Genomic DNA, 17,826 nt, shown 5'->3' on the forward strand with positions numbered 1-17,826 from the left:
AGGTGCTAAGAAGTTTGAAGCTATAAAAGATGATATAAAGGTAGAGGGGAAGTAACCTTTACAAAATAGCTTATCTCTAAATTTTTAAATAGTGGTTTATTTTTTAAAATAATAAATCTAAGATACTTTTTAAACTATAGTCAAATTTTAATTTTTATAACAACTTTGAAGAATTTTATTTATTTAAACTATTTGATATAAAAAGTTAATAATTTTTATTTGGCGTGTCCTGAAAAAGGATGCAATAATGCTGGAGAAAATAAATGGGTAATAACTTATATAAAAAAGAGCTATCTTAGATAAAATTAAGGGCGATACCGCAAAAAATTTAATGGAGAACTGACTTCTTTTAATCCACTTTTAATTTCTAACTTAAATGTGCTGTACCTCAAAACGGTTTAAACAAAAATAAAATGGAAAAAGGTTTTATAACTCCAAATTAGCAAAAGATATAAGATACAACAACAGGCAAACTGAACCATCTAAAATAGTAGATAATCAAGGACGCAGTGACTGGGAGCATAAAAGACAAGGTAAACACAGAGCCAAATCATAATGCTCATTTCCAAACTACAAAAGCTGATGTAAATGCTATAAAAAACATCGCTACATCAAATCAAACAATCTAAAAATTAGCTGATGATTTAGAGCCTAGTAAATATTTAGGCTACGGATATGATAACTTTTCTAAAAATATAGATAACCATTTGAACTCTTGCGAATGATAGTTTATAGCAAATTTCAATTCTTTTGGCTTATTTACCAATTTATCTCCTCTGTTTTTGCAATAAAAAGCGACTAGATTTTAATTTATAATCGTTACTTTTGCCTAAAAAACTATCTCATTTCTTAATAATTCATTGAAGTTTTTTTCTATTTTGTTTTTTATCATGTTTATTGTTTTATATTTATCAGCCAATTTTTTTTGCTTATCTAAAGATGGTTCACCTTTGATGTTATATGGTATTGGAATCATCTCATTTCCTATCATACTTGGTGTAAGTTTTGTAAATTCATTTTTCCCTTTTAGACCCTTTCTTCCTTTGTTTTTATTTCTAAGAATTGGCTCTAAAATATTTTTTACATAATCAAGATTAATATTTTCTACTTTTGGGATAAAAACAACTCGATCTGCATTTGTAGAAAATTTTCCATCTAAAATTGTCAAAACTCCAGCAATACCATTTATTGATGAGCTAAGATATTTACCATCATAATCGTAGTTATTTCTGTACGCCAAAGGATTATTGTTATCTGCTGAATATACCGGATATTCTCCCTTATTGTTTTTGCAATAAGTTTTTGTATAAATCGACTTGCCTCTTTGTATATCAAATAAATCCCTAACCCTTATATATATATATATGGAGTCTCGCTATCAAACTGCACACTTGAAAGAGTGAACGGAAGCCCTTTTTCTAAAATTGAATTCTTCATTTCTTCAATAGCTTTATACTTGCTTACAATTTGCTTTTGTTTTTCTAAATCGAAAGTTCCATCTTCATTTATAGGAATATTAATTTCTATATCTTCAATCATATTTATATGAAGCTTAGTATATTCATTTTTTTCATTTTCTCCTAAGCGACCTTTTCTATTATTTCTGAATATTGGCTCTATAGCAAATTTCAAAAACTCTGGATTTAAAAAATCTCTGTATTCATCTTTTATTATTAGTGGACGAACTTTTTCACTTAAACTAAATTTACCTCTTCTATAAAAAACATAACCAGCAAAGCCGTCTATATTATAAGTTATACAGTCGTTAAAATATTTAACTTTTGTTTCTTGGGTTTTATTATTTCTTTTTTCTTTTATTATTGCATTATCTATTACATATCCATAGGATGGATTTTCATCTTCTTTACTTGCTCCATATACTGGAATATCTCCACTATTATTTTTTATAAAAGCTTTTGTGAAATTTGAGCCATTAGAGCTCACAGATAAATCGAAAACATCTTTGATTTTTACTTTTTTGCTTCTCCCAATTTCTGAGTTCATAAAATCTACTTGAGCATCTTTAAAGTAGTCTAACTTTTCTTTTAATTCTTTTTTCTTTTCCTCAACTATTTCATACTTTTTCACAATTTCTTTTTGTTTTTCTATATCGTAATTACCATCGCAATCAATTGGCAAACTGATTGTAGCTTCTAATATCTGTTTATTAGTCAAACTCTGTTGCTTATTTCCCGTATCAGCTCCCTTAGCTTTATTTTTTAATTTACTTAACAATATTATTTTCAAATATTCATTTAATATAAATTTAGTTTTTTCTATATTCTTAGATGCTAAAACGCCATTATTTTGTGCTAAAGAAAATTTTCCATTAATTATGCTAATTTCTCCTACTTTGCCAACTGTAATTATTCTTATAAATTCCCCGTTAAAGTCATAAAAATTAATATAACCCATAAGTCCATCATTTAATTTAGAGCCGGAATAAACAGGATATTCTCCTTTATTCTCATCGATTATTTTTTTATTGATTTTATTAGTTCCTTTTACAAATTTATATAAACTTCCAATCATAACTTCCTTATATCTTACTTCAGCCATTCTAACTCCTCCTTGAATTCATTCATTAGAGAAATCATATCATCAAGTAACATTTGAAATTCATCTACAGTAACTATCTTTTTAGCTTTCTTAAGACCTATTTCTATCTTTTCTTCTTCTGACCAAAAATTTTCTATTATCCAGGATTTATCCTTATCAAATTCTTTTATATCAATTAGTTTTAACTTAGGGTCTGATTCAATATGAGTTTTTATCAAACCTCTTAAATTGTTTTTGTCTTCTTTTCTATAGAAGTTGTATTTGGCAACAGCTTCTTTTAGATCGTTATCTTCTATATCAAACCTATATACATCAAGACTTTCACCTATAGATGTTGCAATGTAAGAAAACACTGGATAATCTTGTTTTTTATTGTCTTCTTTTTCTCTTTCTGTCGCTTTTCTAACTGTCAATATATAAGTCTTTTTAGGTGTGTTGAAAAATGCTCCTACCGGCAAGGAAATTATTGCTTCTATAAAGAAATTATTTAGCATATATTCTTTTAATTTAGAGTTAGCATAGTTTGAAAATATACCATCAGGCAATACGACATTTGCAGTTCCACCTGGCTTTAAAGATTTTAATATCCATTCTAAAAACAGGCTTTCGACTCCTGCACCGTTTAAATCGTAATATCCAGTATCTCTTGCTGCTTCCATCATTACCTTGCTTTGATAGTAAGGAGGATTTGCGAGTATTAAATCATATTTATTTTCTTCTAACTCTCCTAAAGTTCCAAGCATTGTTTGATATAGGTAATAAGACTCATTCAGTAGACTTTGAGATATGGTTTTAACATCTTGTAAAGAGTTATTTTTCTTAAAAAGTTCAGAGAAATAAATAAGCATATTGGCCTTAGCAAGTATTATTGTTAAGTCATCTCTTTCAGACATCATCTTATCGTAGCCAATTATTTCAATTCGTTTTTCTAATTTTTTCTTTTTATAGGTAAAGTATTCAGGAATTTTATCTTCTATTGCTTCCAAAATAAATTTTCCAACTCCACAAGCTGGGTCGCATATTGACATTCCCTCATATATATCAACCATTTCAATCATTTCATTTACTATCTTTAATGGTGTGAAAAACTGTCCCATATTTGATTTTTCATCACTATGTTTCATGAATGTTTCAAATAGTTTTGATTTGAAATCTGTACTTATATGAATGAATTTTCCATTTTCTTTTTCGTAGTTTTCAAACTCTAAAACCACTTCTTTAAATATTTTATCTGTATTATCAAGGCTTACATATTGATTATATTCATCTTTTTTAACATGAAAAACTTGACCATTTATAATGCTTGTACCATCTTCTCCCTCTGGAAATAGAGTCCTCATAGTTTCTCTTGGACCATCTAAGTATTTACCTAATATTTTTGCGTCATTGATACTTGGGTCTATTTTTTTATATTCTTCCTTGTACATATTTGCGATATAAGAAAATGAACTATCTCCACTTAATACTCCAATATCTGATAGATATTTGAATAAAAACAATTCTACAAAAGTATATAAAGACATTTTTGCTGAAGCAAAAGTCAAATTTACTAATTTTCTATTTATTTTTACTGCTAAATCTGTTGGATCTAAAAATTCTTTTTTTAGTATTTGATCAGACTCATCATTAATTGATATCAATATATCATTTATTAATTTAGCAACTTCTTTTCCATTTTCTTTTGGTTTGATTTCTAAATTGATTAGATTATTATTTTCATCAATAATTGGATTGCCGGTTTTAGGATTAATCCAAATATATGAATTTCCGTCACTAACTACATATATTTTTGCATTTATTGCCTTTGCAACATAAAGCTCTTGATTTATAGCGTCTTTTATATCTTTTTTACTTTTTAACCTACTTGGTCTTTTTTGCTCAACATAGATAATTACATTTTTTTCACTATCAATTATTAATACGTCAGGCTTTTTTGTGCCAACGTTTTTATTTAATGAGTATTCTTTTATAATTGATGATTTCATTAAATTATTAATTGTAGTTGCACCTAAGCTTAAACACTCATATTTGTCTAAAATGGTTGTATTATTGCTATATATTTCGTTTTGTATCATCTGTTCAGATTTTCCCATGTTATTTTATCCTATTGTAAGTTTTAAATTATATTTTCAATTTTCTAGCCCACAGAGTCAAACAAATTATCTTACGTTTTATTTGCCTAATTGCTAAAATATATTATATTGCAAATAGGCTGATAATATGCTTGTATTAGTGCTGGTGTTCAATATCACAGCAAAACTAATAATAATCAGTTTGACGACAACTATCATAAAAATCATTTTTTTAACAAACAAGGATATAAAAAATAAATATTTATCATAGCAGATCTTCTATATTTTAAATTAATCAAATTTATAAAAGTAAATTTATTAAATTTGATTTAATCATATTCTTTTCACTTTGTAATATTAATGAACATGTTAAATAATATATACCAGTTTAGAATATATTAATAACTATTTTATATACTGAATAAATATTATTATTTAAAGGATTTATTTATGAAAAAACTATTGTTATTGTTTGTTTTTAGTTTTAGTTTGTTGTTTGGTGCTGTAAATATAAACACTGCCTCTAAAGAGGAGCTTATGAGTCTAAAGGGCATTGGAGAGACAACAGCTAACAATATCATCGAATATAGAAAAGAGAATAAATTTAAAAAGATAGAAGATCTCAAAAATGTAAAAGGCATAGGTGATAAGAAATTTGAAGCTATAAAAGATGATATAAAGGTGGAGGGGAAATAGCCTTCATAAAATAGCTTGGCTCTAAAGTTTTAAATAGTCTAAATTTGAGCTTTTAAATTAAATGGGTTAAAAGTCTTTCTATTCTATTTACACGACTTTTAACCGCTATAAAACTTTAAATTTGAATTAGAGTTAAAGATTACTAGAAAGGATCTAAAATGAATATAAATTTAGACTTAGATTGGGATAGGGCAATGAGCGGTGATGAGTTTGAGAATTTAAGAGCCAAATGCAGTTATTGTGCAGATCTGATAACTCGACTTATGAGAGAAAAAAATATTATAGATAAAACTTATAAAAACGATGACTTGCATAATTTTTGGGATTTAACAGATAAAATTTGGCAAGAATACTCAAAAGAAAAAACCTATGCTGAGTGTGAAAAGATTCTAGTAGATGAGAGAGATAGGATTATAAAAAAATATAGATTGAGATAGAGAGCAATTTGCAAATTTTAGTGCAATAAAATGCTAAAAAAGCAATGGATAATACGACTAACTTCTCTCATCACCAAAATAAAACTCCAAAACTCTGTTTAGTTGGTGGATAGTCTAGAGTTTGCAAAGTCTAATAAGATGGGGCTTTGGCAAGATGATAACCCTGTTAATCCCTATCTGTATAGAAAATCTAAGAGAAAAAAATAGCTTTTACTCCTTACCTACAGCCCTTAACCTTGCTTTTCTGTTGTTAGTTTCTACTTTGATAATCTGTATAACCTTTGCATGTTAGATTGGATAAAAGTTAAATTTAACTATCAATTTAGCTTGAAAAGATACATATTGCATGTGTTTCTTAAAACCGGTATAAAGTTTCTAAAAATAAAGCCCAAAAAGCCCCATCGGTTCTTATACATATCAATCATCACTCCCTTTTTTATAAAACTTATCCTCTTATCCCATGCCAAAATCTCATCTTCGCTATCGATTCCAAATTTAACTTCAACCTTTTTCATAAATTTCATTGTATCGTGCCGTTTTGTATTCATTTTGGATGTGAATTTATTTAGACAATCAAGCATAATAACGCCATCAAACCTATCAAGCAGATTTATGAAAAAGCCTTTTAGCTCATCTTGGCTAAAATACATACTAATGCCCTCAAGCACAAAGATAAATTTTGCCCCTTTATGCTTTTGCAAAAGCTCATCCATCCACGCACACTCTAGCATGGAAGCGGCTATATAAAAGTTATTTTCCACCTTTTTGACAAGTTTTTCACGCAAATTTATAACATCACTTAGATCTATATCATAAAAATATGCACCTTTTAACTTTTCACAAAGTCTTAGAGGCCTCGTGTCAAGCCCTGCGCCAACTTGAACTACGACTAGATTTTTATTTTTACTAGCTATTTTTAAAATCTCATCGTCAAAAAACCGGCTTCTTATGACGCAACCAACGCGGCTTAGCTTGCTTTTGTCAAATTTCGAAAAGTCATAATCGATATTTTTTATAATATCTTGCGAAAAATTATCTTTTAAAATCGGCTCTGGCATTTTGTTTTCAAGGCTTCGAAAATATAAATTTATAAGCAAAGTTTCACTTACTGAGTTTGAAAAATCAACTTTTTGCATAATAGCTCCTTTTTAAAAATCAATATCAATATTACAGCTACTTTCATTAAAAAAAATTAAATTTAGCCACTTAATTTGCCTTATAATTTTGCTTAAATTTAATTGAGTGGTTTTGAAATTTAAAGCAGAAATATCTTTAAATTTGGCTCTTATTTAAGTTTGTGTGGTATCATTATAAATATTAATTGATAATCATAAGGAGTTGATAGATGATAAAAAGTAGGGCTCCTATAGTAGCAGCTGTTGCTGCAAGTTTGCTTGCAATGTTTAAGTTTAGCGTTGGTTTTTTGAGTGGCTCTATCTCTATTTTGGCCTCTGCAATCGACTCACTGCTTGACTCTTTTATCTCGGTCATTAATTTTTTTGCCCTTAAAAAATCAAACGATAGTCCAAATAGAGAGTTTAACTATGGTTTTGGGAAGATTGAGGGCTTGGTGGCGCTTTTTGAGGGACTGTTTATTGCAAGTGTTGGAGTTTTTCTCATCTACAAAAGTATTGAAAAGCTCTTTATTGTGGAGAGTTACTTAAATTTTGATATTGCTATTGCTGTTATGCTTGTCTCGATTTTTACCACTATTTTTCTCATTTGGTATCTGTCAAAAGAGGCAAAGCGTACCAACTCGCTCATCATCAAGTCAGACCTGCTTCACTACAAAAGCGATTTTATCGCAAATGCTGGCATTATCTTTGCTCTTGTTGCCATTAAAATAACTGGATATGAGATGATTGACTCTGGAGTTGGAATTTTGATTGGTTTTTATATTATTTATAGCGCTTATGAACTTGCAAATAGCGGTATCTCAACACTTCTTGATAGGGCTATAGAGGATGAAGTTATAGACAAAATAAAGCAGATGATAGGCGAAATTAGCCCCATAAAGAGCTTTCACGATCTAAAAAGCAGAAAAGTTGTAAATGACTATTTTTTAAGCCTCCATCTTGTCTTTTCGCCCGATATCAGACTTCAAGATGCTCACGATATTGGCGATAAGCTTGAGGGACTTATAAGGGATAAATTTAGCGATAAAAAATGGTTTTTTGAGATACATTTTGACCCTAGAGAGGACCTTTAAATTTGATATAATCTCTTTAAAAAAGGAGTTGATATGAAAGATAGATTAAAGGTTGGGCTAATCTCTCACGCTTTTTTAAAGGATAAAAAAAGTACCATTGAAAAAACACTCTCTCTTATAGAAAATGCAGCAAAAGAGGGTGCTAAGCTTATTGTGCTTCAAGAGCTTCATCAAAGTGCCTATTTTTGTCAAAGCGAAGATGTTGAGCTTTTTGAGCTTGCAAATGAGATTGAAAAAGATATCGCTTTTTGGAGCGGTGTTGCAAAGAAAAATGGTGTAGTTTTGGTAACTTCACTTTTTGAGAAAAGAGCTGCTGGGCTCTATCACAACACTGCCTATGTCTTTGAAAAAGATGGCTCAATGGCTGGCAAATATCGCAAAATGCACATACCTGATGATCCAAATTTTTATGAGAAGTTTTATTTTACGCCGGGGGACTTGGGCTTTGGTGCTATTGATACTAGTGTTGGTAGGCTTGGCGTGCTTGTTTGTTGGGATCAATGGTATCCAGAGGCAGCAAGACTTATAGCTTTAAATGGAGCAGAAATTCTCATCTATCCAACTGCTATTGGTTGGTTTGATAGTGATAGCGACGATGAGAAATCTCGCCAACTAGAGGCTTGGGTTGCTGTGCAAAGAGGTCATGCGGTTGCCAACTGCGTTCCTGTTGTTACAGTCAATAGAGTTGGTTTTGAAAAGGCGCCTGCTAGAGATGGTGGGATTAGGTTTTGGGGTAATAGCTTTGTTTTTGGGCCGCAAGGTGAAGAGCTGTTTCGCTCAAACTCTACAGATGAGCTAAGCAGCGTTGTGGAGATTGACCTAAAAAGATGTGAAGAGGTTAGGAGATGGTGGCCGTTTTTAAGAGATAGGAGAGTTGATGCCTATCAAAATCTCTTGAAAAGATATGTAGATTAGCTCTAAATTTGGAAATTTGGAGCTTTGATATATCAGCTGTTTATCGCTCTTTGGCTTTTAAAACTATCATTTTTCATGCTTAAATTTAGCTCCTTTTGTTAAATTAAAAGATATGAAATTTAGGCGATTTAGAGTTAGAGATGTTGAAATTTATGAATATTACTAAAAATACTTTAATGAAAGTATAAGCCAAATGGGGCTTTTGCTCTATGGTATAATAGACGAGTTACCTTATTAAATACTTTAAGGATACAAATTGAAAAATATAACATTCAGAATAATATTACTAATTATTTCAGTTATAATCGTATATTTAACCATACCTAGTAGCAATATCGAAACTTTTTATTCAGAAATGAAGCTTTTTATTGGTGCTATTTGCATCTCTATTTTAATAGCCTTACAAGCTAATGATTTTAACAATTAATTTTTCACTACCACTTAATCCACCTAGCTTTTAAAACTTTTTCTAATTTTAATACAAATTTAAAATCTACATTACAAAAAAGATGAAAATGTAGTGTTTAAAAGGGATTTTTTTACAGTCCTGTCAATAAGATAGAAGTCAAAGAGCTTTTATCTACCAATAAAATTAAAGCCCCATAATAAGGACTTTAACAACAATTATAATACAAACTACACCCAATAAAAGGCAATAGTTTCTGTTTTGAGAGATAAAATAGTGCGGCTCAAAAATAATTATGTAAGAATAGGCACATAAAACTAAAACCAATCTAGCTTTTAAGGGACTATTTCCAAATTTTATGGCAATAATAGAGTATAAAATGATAAAAATATTAAAAATAAGAGTCCAAAAACCATATCTCACAAAACAACCTTTTTAAAAACTAACAAAGCCTATATAAAACTTTTTCTAACTCATAACTCTTTTATCTATCAACTAAAAAGCACCTTAATATCTCATTTTGTAAATGTCTATTCAAATGAGCTAGGGTAATTAACTTACTTTTTAACCTAGTCAAATGAGATGTTAAATTTCAAAATAGCTATAAAAGACGTTTGCTCTGCCACTTTTTGTTTCGCCATCTAACTGTATTTGCTAGCCCTCTTAAAAACTCATCAGCACAAAAACCAAGCCAAACTCCAACTATGCCATATCCAAGATAGATACCCAAAAACCAGCCAAGCGGAATGGAGACTCCCCACATAAAAATAATTCCCATCGTAAATGGAAACTTAGCATCACCGCTTGCACGTAGTGAGTTTACCATGATGATGTTAAGTGCTCTTGATGGTTCCAAAAAAAGTGAGATGACAAAAAGCGGCAGCATGATACTTTTTAAGTTCTCATCAAGACTTAACTCTTGCATGATAAAGTCTTTGGCAAGAAAGACTAAAAAAACTAAAAAGATAGTTGCGATAACGCCTATTTTTAGGCTCTTAAGTCCTCTTAAATATGCAGCTTGAAGCTTGCCCTTGCCAACTAGCCTTGCCACTATCACCTCATTTGCAATACTTAAAGAGGTTGATAGAAAAAATATCGCTGATGAGATGTAAAAGTAGATGGTCTGCACTGTAAGACTCTCTTTACCCATACTTGCAACAAAGCTAAAAGCTACCATATATTGCCCCATCCATAGCAGATTTTCTGCTGCACTTGGCACACCGATAGAGAGAATTTTTTGAATTGTTGTCAATCTACAGCGAAAGAAAAGTTTAAGATAGAGCGGGATTTTTACTATCTTTATAAGCACAAAAAAGATTAGCACAATACCAAAAATGCGACCTATAATGGTAGAGTAAGCCACACCTTTAAGCCCAAGATAGGGCAGCCCAAATGGCTCAAAAAGCACTAGATAGTTTATGATAAGTGTAACTACGTTCATAGATATTGCAATCGTCATCATGCTAGTTGCGTGGTTATAAACTCGTATTATAGTTGCTGTTACAATGGCGATGGCGTCTATTATAAATGTTATTGAGATGATGTGTAGATAGTCATAGCTATCATTTAGTGCCTCATTTGGAACTTGCAAAAGCTCCAAAATCCTATTCGTAAAGAAAAAGACCAAAGAGCCACAAATAAGCCCTACAATGGCATTTAGTGTGATACTTGTATGAGTTGCTCTAATGGCAAGAAGTTCTTTTTTTGCACCAATTGCTTGAGCAACTACCACAGAACAGCCTATGGCTAAAAAGTTGCAAATAGTCGTAAAGAGCGAAAAGACTTGATTGCCAGCGCCCATTGCACCTACTAAATTTACATCTATTTTGCTAATCATATAGATATTGATAAATATAGTAAGAAGCCGAAGCATCATATCTATATAGGTTGGCATAAAAAGCCCAAAAAGCGTGACTTTGTCTCTGTTTTGTCTCATGATTTTTTGACTATGTAGAGCTGCTCTTTTATGTGTAGCGGTTGGCTGTTTAGATTTCTTGAGCCTCTAAAGGTGTTGTAGCGTTTTTCTATAAACTTAACCTCTCCAAATTTAACTAACTCCTTTAAAAACTCCTCTTTTTTGATAAAGCCTTCGCAGTTGTATGAGATGAGGATGATTTTGGACCTTAAATTTGAGACAATTTCCAAAAGAGAGTCCTTTGCCTTTGCCTCTTTGTTAAATAAAGAGCGGTTCCAATCCTTTGTGATACCAGAAACTTTTGAAATTTCCTTTGGCTCTTTGTAGTTTGCAATGATATTTAACATAAAGTAGTTTGAGCCATAAGGGTGCTGATTGTAGGGCGGATCTAGATAACAAACATCGGTATCTATCTGCTTTGATAAAGAGATGGCGTCTTTCTTTAGCACCTCAAATGGCAAAGAGAAATTGCTAAAAATAGGCTTTTGAAGCTCTATTGGCTTCATTATCCTTGAGAGAGCATTTTTTCCTCTGCCACCAAACTCGCCAACTCCATCTTTGTTTTTGTAAAAACCTTTGAAAACTCCGCTAGTATTGGTATGCACGCTTGCAAGATAGAGAAGTGGCGCTATAAAATAGACCTTTAGATCATTTGGTATAAATTTCTCTATATTTTGTCTAATAGTATCGATAGCAAGGGCATTCTGGCGAGTATAAAAAACTCTCTCATCCTTTTTGATATCGCTATCGTTTTTTGGGGCATAGAGCTTTGAGATGAAGCCCTCTTTTATCTCATCTTTGGCTCTTAATTTTTCAAAACAGAGCTCTATATTTTCTAAAAGCTCTTTTGTCTGGTTGCTAAGATAGCAGCGATTGATAACGGATGAATACTCCTCTAGGTCATTTGCAACTATAAAATTTGAGTGTGCTTTTGCAAACCGTGAGACAATTCCAGAGCCACTGAAAAGATCGCAAAAGCTAAATTTATCCCTACCAAGCTCATTTTTTGCATAAAAAAAACCCTCATTTAAAAAGTCAAGCAAAGCCCTTTTGTTGCCAAGATAGGTGATGATTTGCTCTGTTAAATAGCTGCTATTTTCTTGCATCGCCAATCAAGCTAAGATTTTATTGCACAATTTACAAAAGAGATGATAAACTCCAAGCTACTATCTATACCGCACTTTGAAGTATCGATGCTTAGGTTATAAAATTTAGCTTTTCCCCACTCTTCTCCTGTGTAGTAGCGATTGAATGAGGCTCTTTGGCTATCTTTTCTATTCATATACTCTATGGCTTCCTCTTTTGAGTAGCCTTGAGCCTCCAATCTTTGTAGCTTAAAGTCAAAGTTAGCATGCAAAAAAACAGAGACAAAGTCGGCTCTTTGCCTTAAAAAGTAGTTTGCAGCTCTTCCAAGTATGACAAAACTACCTCTTCTTGCCAACTCTTCAAATACCATAGCTACAATTTGCTGATTTTTTGAAACCACTTCATTTTTGGCAATCGCTTGTAGCAGTGTATTTGCAGGTTTTTCGTTGCAAAAGCTATAGACCTCTTCAAAAAAGCCCATCTCATCGGCTGTAATTATAAGTTTTTGTTGTGTAACATACTCAAGATTTAATCTTTTTGAAAGCTTTAAAGCCATCTCTCTACCGCCGCTTCCAGCCTCTCGTCCTATTGAGATTATCATAACTTCTCCTTATAAAAAGTTTGCAAAAATAGATGCGCCAACTACAGTAAATAGTCCTGTAACTGCAATTGCAAGTGAGCTCATAGCACCTTCAACATCGCCAAGTTCGATAGCCTTTGCCGTTCCGATGGCGTGAGATGCACAACCTATGGCTATTCCTTTGGCTATAGGCTTATTTATCCTAAATATCTTAAACAGACTCTCAGCCATAATTCCACCAAGTATTCCAGTGGCGACAATTACAGCAACACTTATTGTGACAACTCCGCCAAGTTGCTCGCTGATGCCTATACCAATAGCGGTAGTAACGGACTTTGGAAGAAGTGTGACATATAGTTCGTGGTTTAGTCCAAAGAGTAGTGAGAGCAATAAAACTGAGCCAAGACCGGCTATTACTCCGCCAATTAGCCCTGCAAAAATCGCTTGATAGTTGTGTTTTAAAAGATCTAATTGCTCATAAAGTGGCACAGCTAGACAGACTGTTACTGGCGTTAGAAAATAGCTTATGTAGGTTGAGTTTTGTTTGTAGTTCTCATACGGAATTTTAAGCACAATCAAAACAACAATAACCAAAACTATAGATATTAAAAGTGGATTGAAAATGGCAAATTTAACTCTTTTTTTGATGATTAGTCCAATTTGATAGCAAAAAAGGGAGAGAAAAACTGCAAAAAATGATGAATGAAGTAAAAGCTCTTTCACTCTTCGACCCTCTCTTCCAACATCTGCTTTTTGATTTTTTTCATATTTATCTCATATATTTTTTGAGTTATTAGTCCGGTTACTACGATAACTGATATGGTTGAAAGCACTGTTATTGTAACAATTGCAACGATATTTTGCTCAACTTGCGCCCAAGCTGCCATAAGTCCAACGCCGGCTGGTATAAAGATAACTGGCATAATTTCGATAAAAAACAAAACACTCTCTTTTATTTGCGAAACCTTCAAAACCTTAAAATAGAGAAGTAAGAACATAAGTATTAGCCCAAAAACGCTAGCTGGTAACTTACCAGGAAGTAGGGCACTCAAAAGTTCTGCAACAAAAGAGATAGCAAATATAATGGTTACTTGTTTTAGATATTTCATCAAGCCTCCTTTTTCTGTAGTGTAGTTAAATTTAGATAAATTTATAGTAAATAAAGAGCTATTTTATTCTATCTTTACTCACTTTTCTACTGAAATTTAAAGTTTAAATTTAATAAAAAATGTTACTATAATCAGATTTTTAATTAAAAATAGTTGAAATTTAGCCAAAGCTGCAACAAAATAAGAGGTGAGAGTATGCTAATCATAACTACTACAAAAGATAAAAAAGAGGCAAAAAAGATTGCAAAAGGACTTCTTAAAAAGGAGCTTTGTGCCTGTGTTTCTCTCTTTGAGATAGAGAGTCTTTATAGATGGAATGGCAAGATAAAAGATGAGAGCGAGTACCTTGTAGAGATAAAAACGAGCGATAAAAACTATAAAAAAGTAGAGAAATTTCTAAAAAAACAGCACTCTTACAAAACTCCGCAAATTGTTGCTATAAAGCTAGATAAGATAGAAAAAAGATACAAAAAATGGCTAAAAAAGGAGAGCAGATGAAACTAGTTAGTTCAAGAGACGCCAGCCAAAAGGTAGGTTTTAAAGAGGCGATTTTAAACCCAAGTGCAAATTTTGGGGGGCTTTTTACTCCTAAAAAGTTGCCAAAACTAAAGGATAGTTTTTTTGCCAATCTTCCAAACTATAGTTATAAAGAGCTTGCAATGGAGATTATCAGGGCTTTTAAATTTGATATTGAAGATGAGATTTTTCAAAAAGCACTTCTTAGATATGACAACTTTGAGACAGAACAACCACCGCTAAATTTGAAAAAAATAGGCAAAAATCTCTACATAAATGAGCTTTATCACGGCCCAACAAAGGCCTTTAAGGATATGGCGTTGCAGCCATTTAGCTCTATTGTTGATGATCTTGCAAAAAAAGAGGATAAAAAATATCTCATCATCTGTGCAACAAGTGGCGATACAGGTCCTGCAACTCTTAGCGCATTTGCAAACTCATCAAATGTAAAGGTTGCTTGCCTCTATCCAAAAGATGGTACAAGTTTGGTTCAAAGATTGCAAATGACAACTATTGATGCACCAAATTTAAACTCAATTGCCATTGAAGGAAACTTTGACGATGCACAAAGCGCACTTAAAGCTCTACTTGCAAATGAGGAGTTTAGAACCCAGCTTAAAGAGGCGGGGTACTACTTGACAGCTGCCAACTCAGTCAATTTTGGGCGAATTTTATTTCAAATCATCTATCACTTTTATGCCTATGCGTGGCTTTTGAAAAGTGGAGTTTTAAAGGAGGGAGAGAAATTTGACATCGTAGTTCCAAGTGGCAACTTTGGCAATGCACTTGGCGCTTACTATGCCAAAAAAATGGGAGCAAAAATAGCAAAAATCAAAATAGCCTCCAACCAAAATGATGTCTTAACGCAGTTTTTTAATGAGGGCATTTATGATATAAGAGAGAGAAAGCTTCTAAAAACCATAAGTCCAGCGATGGATATCCTCATCTCATCAAACATTGAGCGACTTTTGTTTGATAGGCTTGGCGATAAAAAGTGCAAAGAACTTATGAAAAGTCTAAAAGATAAGAAGTTTTATAATGTGCCAAAAAAGGTCTTAAAGGGTTTTAGAGCAAAATATTGCAGCGATAAAGAGGCGGCAAAGTTTATAAAAAAACTCTCCGAAAAAAAGATTCTTATTGATCCTCACACAGCAACTTGCTTTAAATTTCAAGCAAAAAAGCGACCAACCATCATCACATCTACAGCTCATTGGTCCAAATTTACACCATCTATGGTGATGGCTATCAAAAACAAAAAGTGCCTAGATGAGAAAAAAGAGATGTTTAAGTTGGAAAAAGAGTTTGGCGACGCTGTTCCAAGTGGAATCGCTGCTCTTTTTGACAGAAGTGAAATTCATAAAGATATTGCAACTACAGATGAATTAAAAGAGATGATTTTAAAGTGGGTGAGAAAATGATAGTTATACCTGCAAGACTAGGTTCTACTAGATTTAACCAAAAAATATTGGCAAAGCTTGGTGATAAGCCGCTTTTCATACAGAGCGCCATCAATGCTAAGGCAGCTGGAAGAGTTTTGATAGCGGTTGATGATGAGAGTGTTTTAAAGATAGCTAAGAGCTATGGATTTGAGGCAGTTATGACAGATAGCTCTCATAAAAGCGGCAGTGATAGGATAAATGAGGCTATTGGCAAAGTAGAATTAGATGATGATGAGATTGTCATTAATGTGCAGGCTGATGAGCCATTTTTTGAAAGCAGCAATCTTGTTTTGTTTAAAGAATTTGCCAAAGAGGCTATCTTAAAAAAAGGCGCTTTTATGGCGAGTTGCTATAAAGTGGTGGATGAGGGCTTGGCAAAAGATCCAAATTTGGTCAAGGTTGTAACAGATGAGTTTGGCAATGCGCTTTACTTTTCAAGATCACTCATACCATATCCAAGAGAGAGCGTAAAGAGCTTTAAGGCTCATATTGGGATCTATGCATATAGTAAAAAAACTCTTATGGAGTTTTGTCATCTAAAGGATAGTTTTTTAGAAAATAGTGAAAAGCTAGAGCAATTAAGAGCGCTTGAGAGTGGCAAAAAGATAGCAATGCTTGCAATAAAGACCAGTAGTTTTGGCATAGATACAAAAGAGGACTACGAAAGAGCGGTTGAGTTTTATAGACAAAACTATAGATAAGCTTAACTCATTTTGCTATAAAAATCTCTCTTAAACTGGCTAAATTTGCCATTTAAAATCGCCTCTCTCATCTCTTTCATAAGAGTTAGATAGTAGTGTAGATTGTGAATGGTGGCAAGCCTAAAAAAGGTAAGCTCTTTTGCTCTGTAGAGATGATTTAGATAGGCTCTATGGAAGTTTTTGCAAGTATAGCACTCACAAGCGCTATCTATCGGCGAGAGATCATCTATAAATTTGGCTGATTTTATGTTGATTTTGCCAAAAGTTGTAAAAAGTGTGCCATTTCTTGCATTGCGACTTGGCATTACACAGTCAAACATATCAACTCCGCGCTCGACATTTTCTACAAGATCTTGAGGCGTGCCAACTCCCATAAGATATCTTGGGCGATTGCTATGCATAAATGGCATCATTGCCTCAACTGTATCATACATAAGCTCGTTACTCTCTCCAACACTAAGTCCGCCAATAGCAAGTCCATCAAAATCCATACTAGAAAGTGTAAGCGCACACTCTTTTCTTGCATCAAAATCTGTTCCGCCCTGAACTATGCCAAAGATATTTTGACCAAGACCAACTCCCTTGCTTTGTGACTCTTTGTGATAATCTATAGCCTCTTTTGCCCATTTTATCGTCCTTTTGACACTAAGCTCTAGTCTAGCTTTGGTTGTTGGAAGCGCTATTAAATCGTCAAGTATCATCATAATGTCACTTCCAAAGTCATACTGCATATCAAGCACACTTTTTGGCGTAAAGTAGTGTCTGCTACCATCGATGTGGCTTTGAAACTTTATGCCACCATCGTCAGGTTTTGCCATTTTGTTTAGTGAGAAGGCTTGAAAACCACCACTATCAGTTAGAAAACTTTTATCAAATCCCGTAAAACCATGAAGCCCACCGCACTTTTTGACTATTTTGCTACCTGGTCTTAGATACATATGGTAGCTGTTTGCTAGGATAATTTTTGGAGAGAGTATCCCATTTAGGTCTATTGCATCAAGGCTTTTTATAGCGCCAACTGTGCCAACTGGCATAAAAACTGGTGTTTTTATCGTAGAGTGCGCTGTTTGTATAGTGCAAGCTCTTGCGTTTCCATCAACTTTATCAATATTAAATTTCATCTATTTCCTTATAAAAGCTCTATTTTATCCAAATTTATCCATTTGTTAGCGAGCTGAAATTTAAA

The 17,826-nt window shown here is 32.7% G+C and carries 17 protein-coding genes; 7 read left to right on the top strand and 10 right to left on the bottom strand.

Features of this window, described 5'->3' with window-relative positions:
- Nucleotides 1-829 precede the first annotated feature (829 nt).
- Genes Q0X52_RS04440 through Q0X52_RS04450 form a run of 3 tightly spaced genes read right to left on the bottom strand, consistent with a single transcriptional unit; the run spans nucleotide 830 to nucleotide 4,652 of the window.
- Nucleotides 830-1,366, bottom strand: a complete 537-nt coding sequence (locus Q0X52_RS04440) for a restriction endonuclease subunit S (RefSeq protein ID WP_367173574.1) — start codon at nucleotides 1,364-1,366, stop codon at nucleotides 830-832.
- A complete protein-coding gene (locus Q0X52_RS04445; RefSeq protein ID WP_297575382.1) occupies nucleotides 1,351-2,559 on the bottom strand; it encodes a restriction endonuclease subunit S in 1,209 nt (402 codons plus the stop codon). The genes Q0X52_RS04440 and Q0X52_RS04445 overlap by 16 nt, the downstream gene beginning before the upstream one ends.
- A complete protein-coding gene (locus Q0X52_RS04450; protein WP_297575384.1) occupies nucleotides 2,547-4,652 on the bottom strand; it encodes an N-6 DNA methylase in 2,106 nt (701 codons plus the stop codon). Before Q0X52_RS04450 ends, Q0X52_RS04445 begins: the two co-directional genes overlap by 13 nt.
- Nucleotides 4,653-5,081: 429 nt before the next feature.
- On the opposite strand from Q0X52_RS04450, the gene Q0X52_RS04455 reads away from it, so the two are divergent.
- Nucleotides 5,082-5,327: a helix-hairpin-helix domain-containing protein gene (locus Q0X52_RS04455; RefSeq protein WP_297575386.1), complete on the top strand. Its 246-nt coding sequence runs from the start codon at nucleotides 5,082-5,084 to the stop codon at nucleotides 5,325-5,327.
- A gap of 158 nt (nucleotides 5,328-5,485) precedes the next feature.
- Nucleotides 5,486-5,764: a hypothetical protein gene (locus tag Q0X52_RS04460; protein WP_297575388.1), complete on the top strand. Its 279-nt coding sequence runs from the start codon at nucleotides 5,486-5,488 to the stop codon at nucleotides 5,762-5,764.
- 317 nt (nucleotides 5,765-6,081) lie between these two features.
- On the opposite strand, the gene Q0X52_RS04465 is transcribed toward Q0X52_RS04460, so the two are convergent.
- Nucleotides 6,082-6,900, bottom strand: a complete 819-nt coding sequence (locus Q0X52_RS04465) for a class I SAM-dependent methyltransferase (RefSeq protein ID WP_297575390.1) — start codon at nucleotides 6,898-6,900, stop codon at nucleotides 6,082-6,084.
- 209 nt (nucleotides 6,901-7,109) lie between these two features.
- On the opposite strand from Q0X52_RS04465, the gene Q0X52_RS04470 reads away from it, so the two are divergent.
- Nucleotides 7,110-7,973 (top strand): cation diffusion facilitator family transporter, encoded by an 864-nt coding sequence (locus tag Q0X52_RS04470; RefSeq protein ID WP_297575392.1) that lies wholly within the window; start codon nucleotides 7,110-7,112, stop codon nucleotides 7,971-7,973.
- A 33-nt stretch (nucleotides 7,974-8,006) separates the two neighbouring features.
- Nucleotides 8,007-8,888 (top strand): carbon-nitrogen hydrolase, encoded by an 882-nt coding sequence (locus Q0X52_RS04475; RefSeq protein ID WP_297575394.1) that lies wholly within the window; start codon nucleotides 8,007-8,009, stop codon nucleotides 8,886-8,888.
- Nucleotides 8,889-9,895: 1,007 nt separating this feature from the next.
- Here Q0X52_RS04475 and Q0X52_RS04480 read toward each other — a convergent pair.
- From Q0X52_RS04480 to Q0X52_RS04500, 5 genes are read right to left on the bottom strand one after another with little or no spacing between them, the layout of a single operon-like run.
- Complete coding sequence (locus Q0X52_RS04480; RefSeq protein WP_297575396.1) at nucleotides 9,896-11,230, bottom strand: MATE family efflux transporter; 1,335 nt, start codon at nucleotides 11,228-11,230, stop codon at nucleotides 9,896-9,898.
- Nucleotides 11,227-12,315: a DNA adenine methylase gene (locus Q0X52_RS04485; protein WP_297575398.1), complete on the bottom strand. Its 1,089-nt coding sequence runs from the start codon at nucleotides 12,313-12,315 to the stop codon at nucleotides 11,227-11,229. Before Q0X52_RS04485 ends, Q0X52_RS04480 begins: the two co-directional genes overlap by 4 nt.
- An 11-nt stretch (nucleotides 12,316-12,326) precedes the next feature.
- A complete protein-coding gene (locus tag Q0X52_RS04490) occupies nucleotides 12,327-12,896 on the bottom strand; it encodes an AAA family ATPase (protein WP_297575400.1) in 570 nt (189 codons plus the stop codon).
- 9 nt (nucleotides 12,897-12,905) lie between these two features.
- The gene (locus Q0X52_RS04495) at nucleotides 12,906-13,598 is read right to left on the bottom strand and encodes an LrgB family protein (protein ID WP_297575402.1); all 693 of its coding nucleotides are present in this window, start codon (nucleotides 13,596-13,598) and stop codon (nucleotides 12,906-12,908) included.
- Nucleotides 13,595-13,984, bottom strand: a complete 390-nt coding sequence (locus Q0X52_RS04500; protein ID WP_297575404.1) for a CidA/LrgA family protein — start codon at nucleotides 13,982-13,984, stop codon at nucleotides 13,595-13,597. The genes Q0X52_RS04495 and Q0X52_RS04500 overlap by 4 nt, the downstream gene beginning before the upstream one ends.
- A 195-nt stretch (nucleotides 13,985-14,179) precedes the next feature.
- Between Q0X52_RS04500 and cutA the strand changes: the two genes are divergently transcribed.
- The 3 genes from cutA to kdsB are packed head-to-tail and all read left to right on the top strand — an operon-like array spanning nucleotide 14,180 to nucleotide 16,640.
- Nucleotides 14,180-14,482: a divalent-cation tolerance protein CutA gene (gene cutA / locus Q0X52_RS04505; RefSeq protein ID WP_297575406.1), complete on the top strand. Its 303-nt coding sequence runs from the start codon at nucleotides 14,180-14,182 to the stop codon at nucleotides 14,480-14,482.
- Entirely contained in the window at nucleotides 14,479-15,918 is a 1,440-nt protein-coding gene (gene thrC, locus Q0X52_RS04510) for a threonine synthase (RefSeq protein ID WP_297575408.1), read from the top strand. The genes cutA and thrC overlap by 4 nt, the downstream gene beginning before the upstream one ends.
- Entirely contained in the window at nucleotides 15,915-16,640 is a 726-nt protein-coding gene (gene kdsB, locus Q0X52_RS04515) for a 3-deoxy-manno-octulosonate cytidylyltransferase (protein ID WP_297575410.1), read from the top strand. Before thrC ends, kdsB begins: the two co-directional genes overlap by 4 nt.
- 2 nt (nucleotides 16,641-16,642) lie before the next feature.
- Here the strand turns inward: kdsB and tgt are convergent, their stop codons facing one another.
- Nucleotides 16,643-17,761 carry a tRNA guanosine(34) transglycosylase Tgt gene (tgt, locus tag Q0X52_RS04520; RefSeq protein ID WP_297575412.1) on the bottom strand — a complete coding sequence of 373 codons (1,119 nt, stop codon included), beginning with the start codon at nucleotides 17,759-17,761 and terminating at the stop codon, nucleotides 16,643-16,645.
- Nucleotides 17,762-17,826 lie beyond the last annotated feature (65 nt).

Source organism: uncultured Campylobacter sp. (assembly GCF_947255105.1).
Taxonomy (GTDB): Bacteria; Campylobacterota; Campylobacteria; order Campylobacterales; family Campylobacteraceae; genus Campylobacter_B.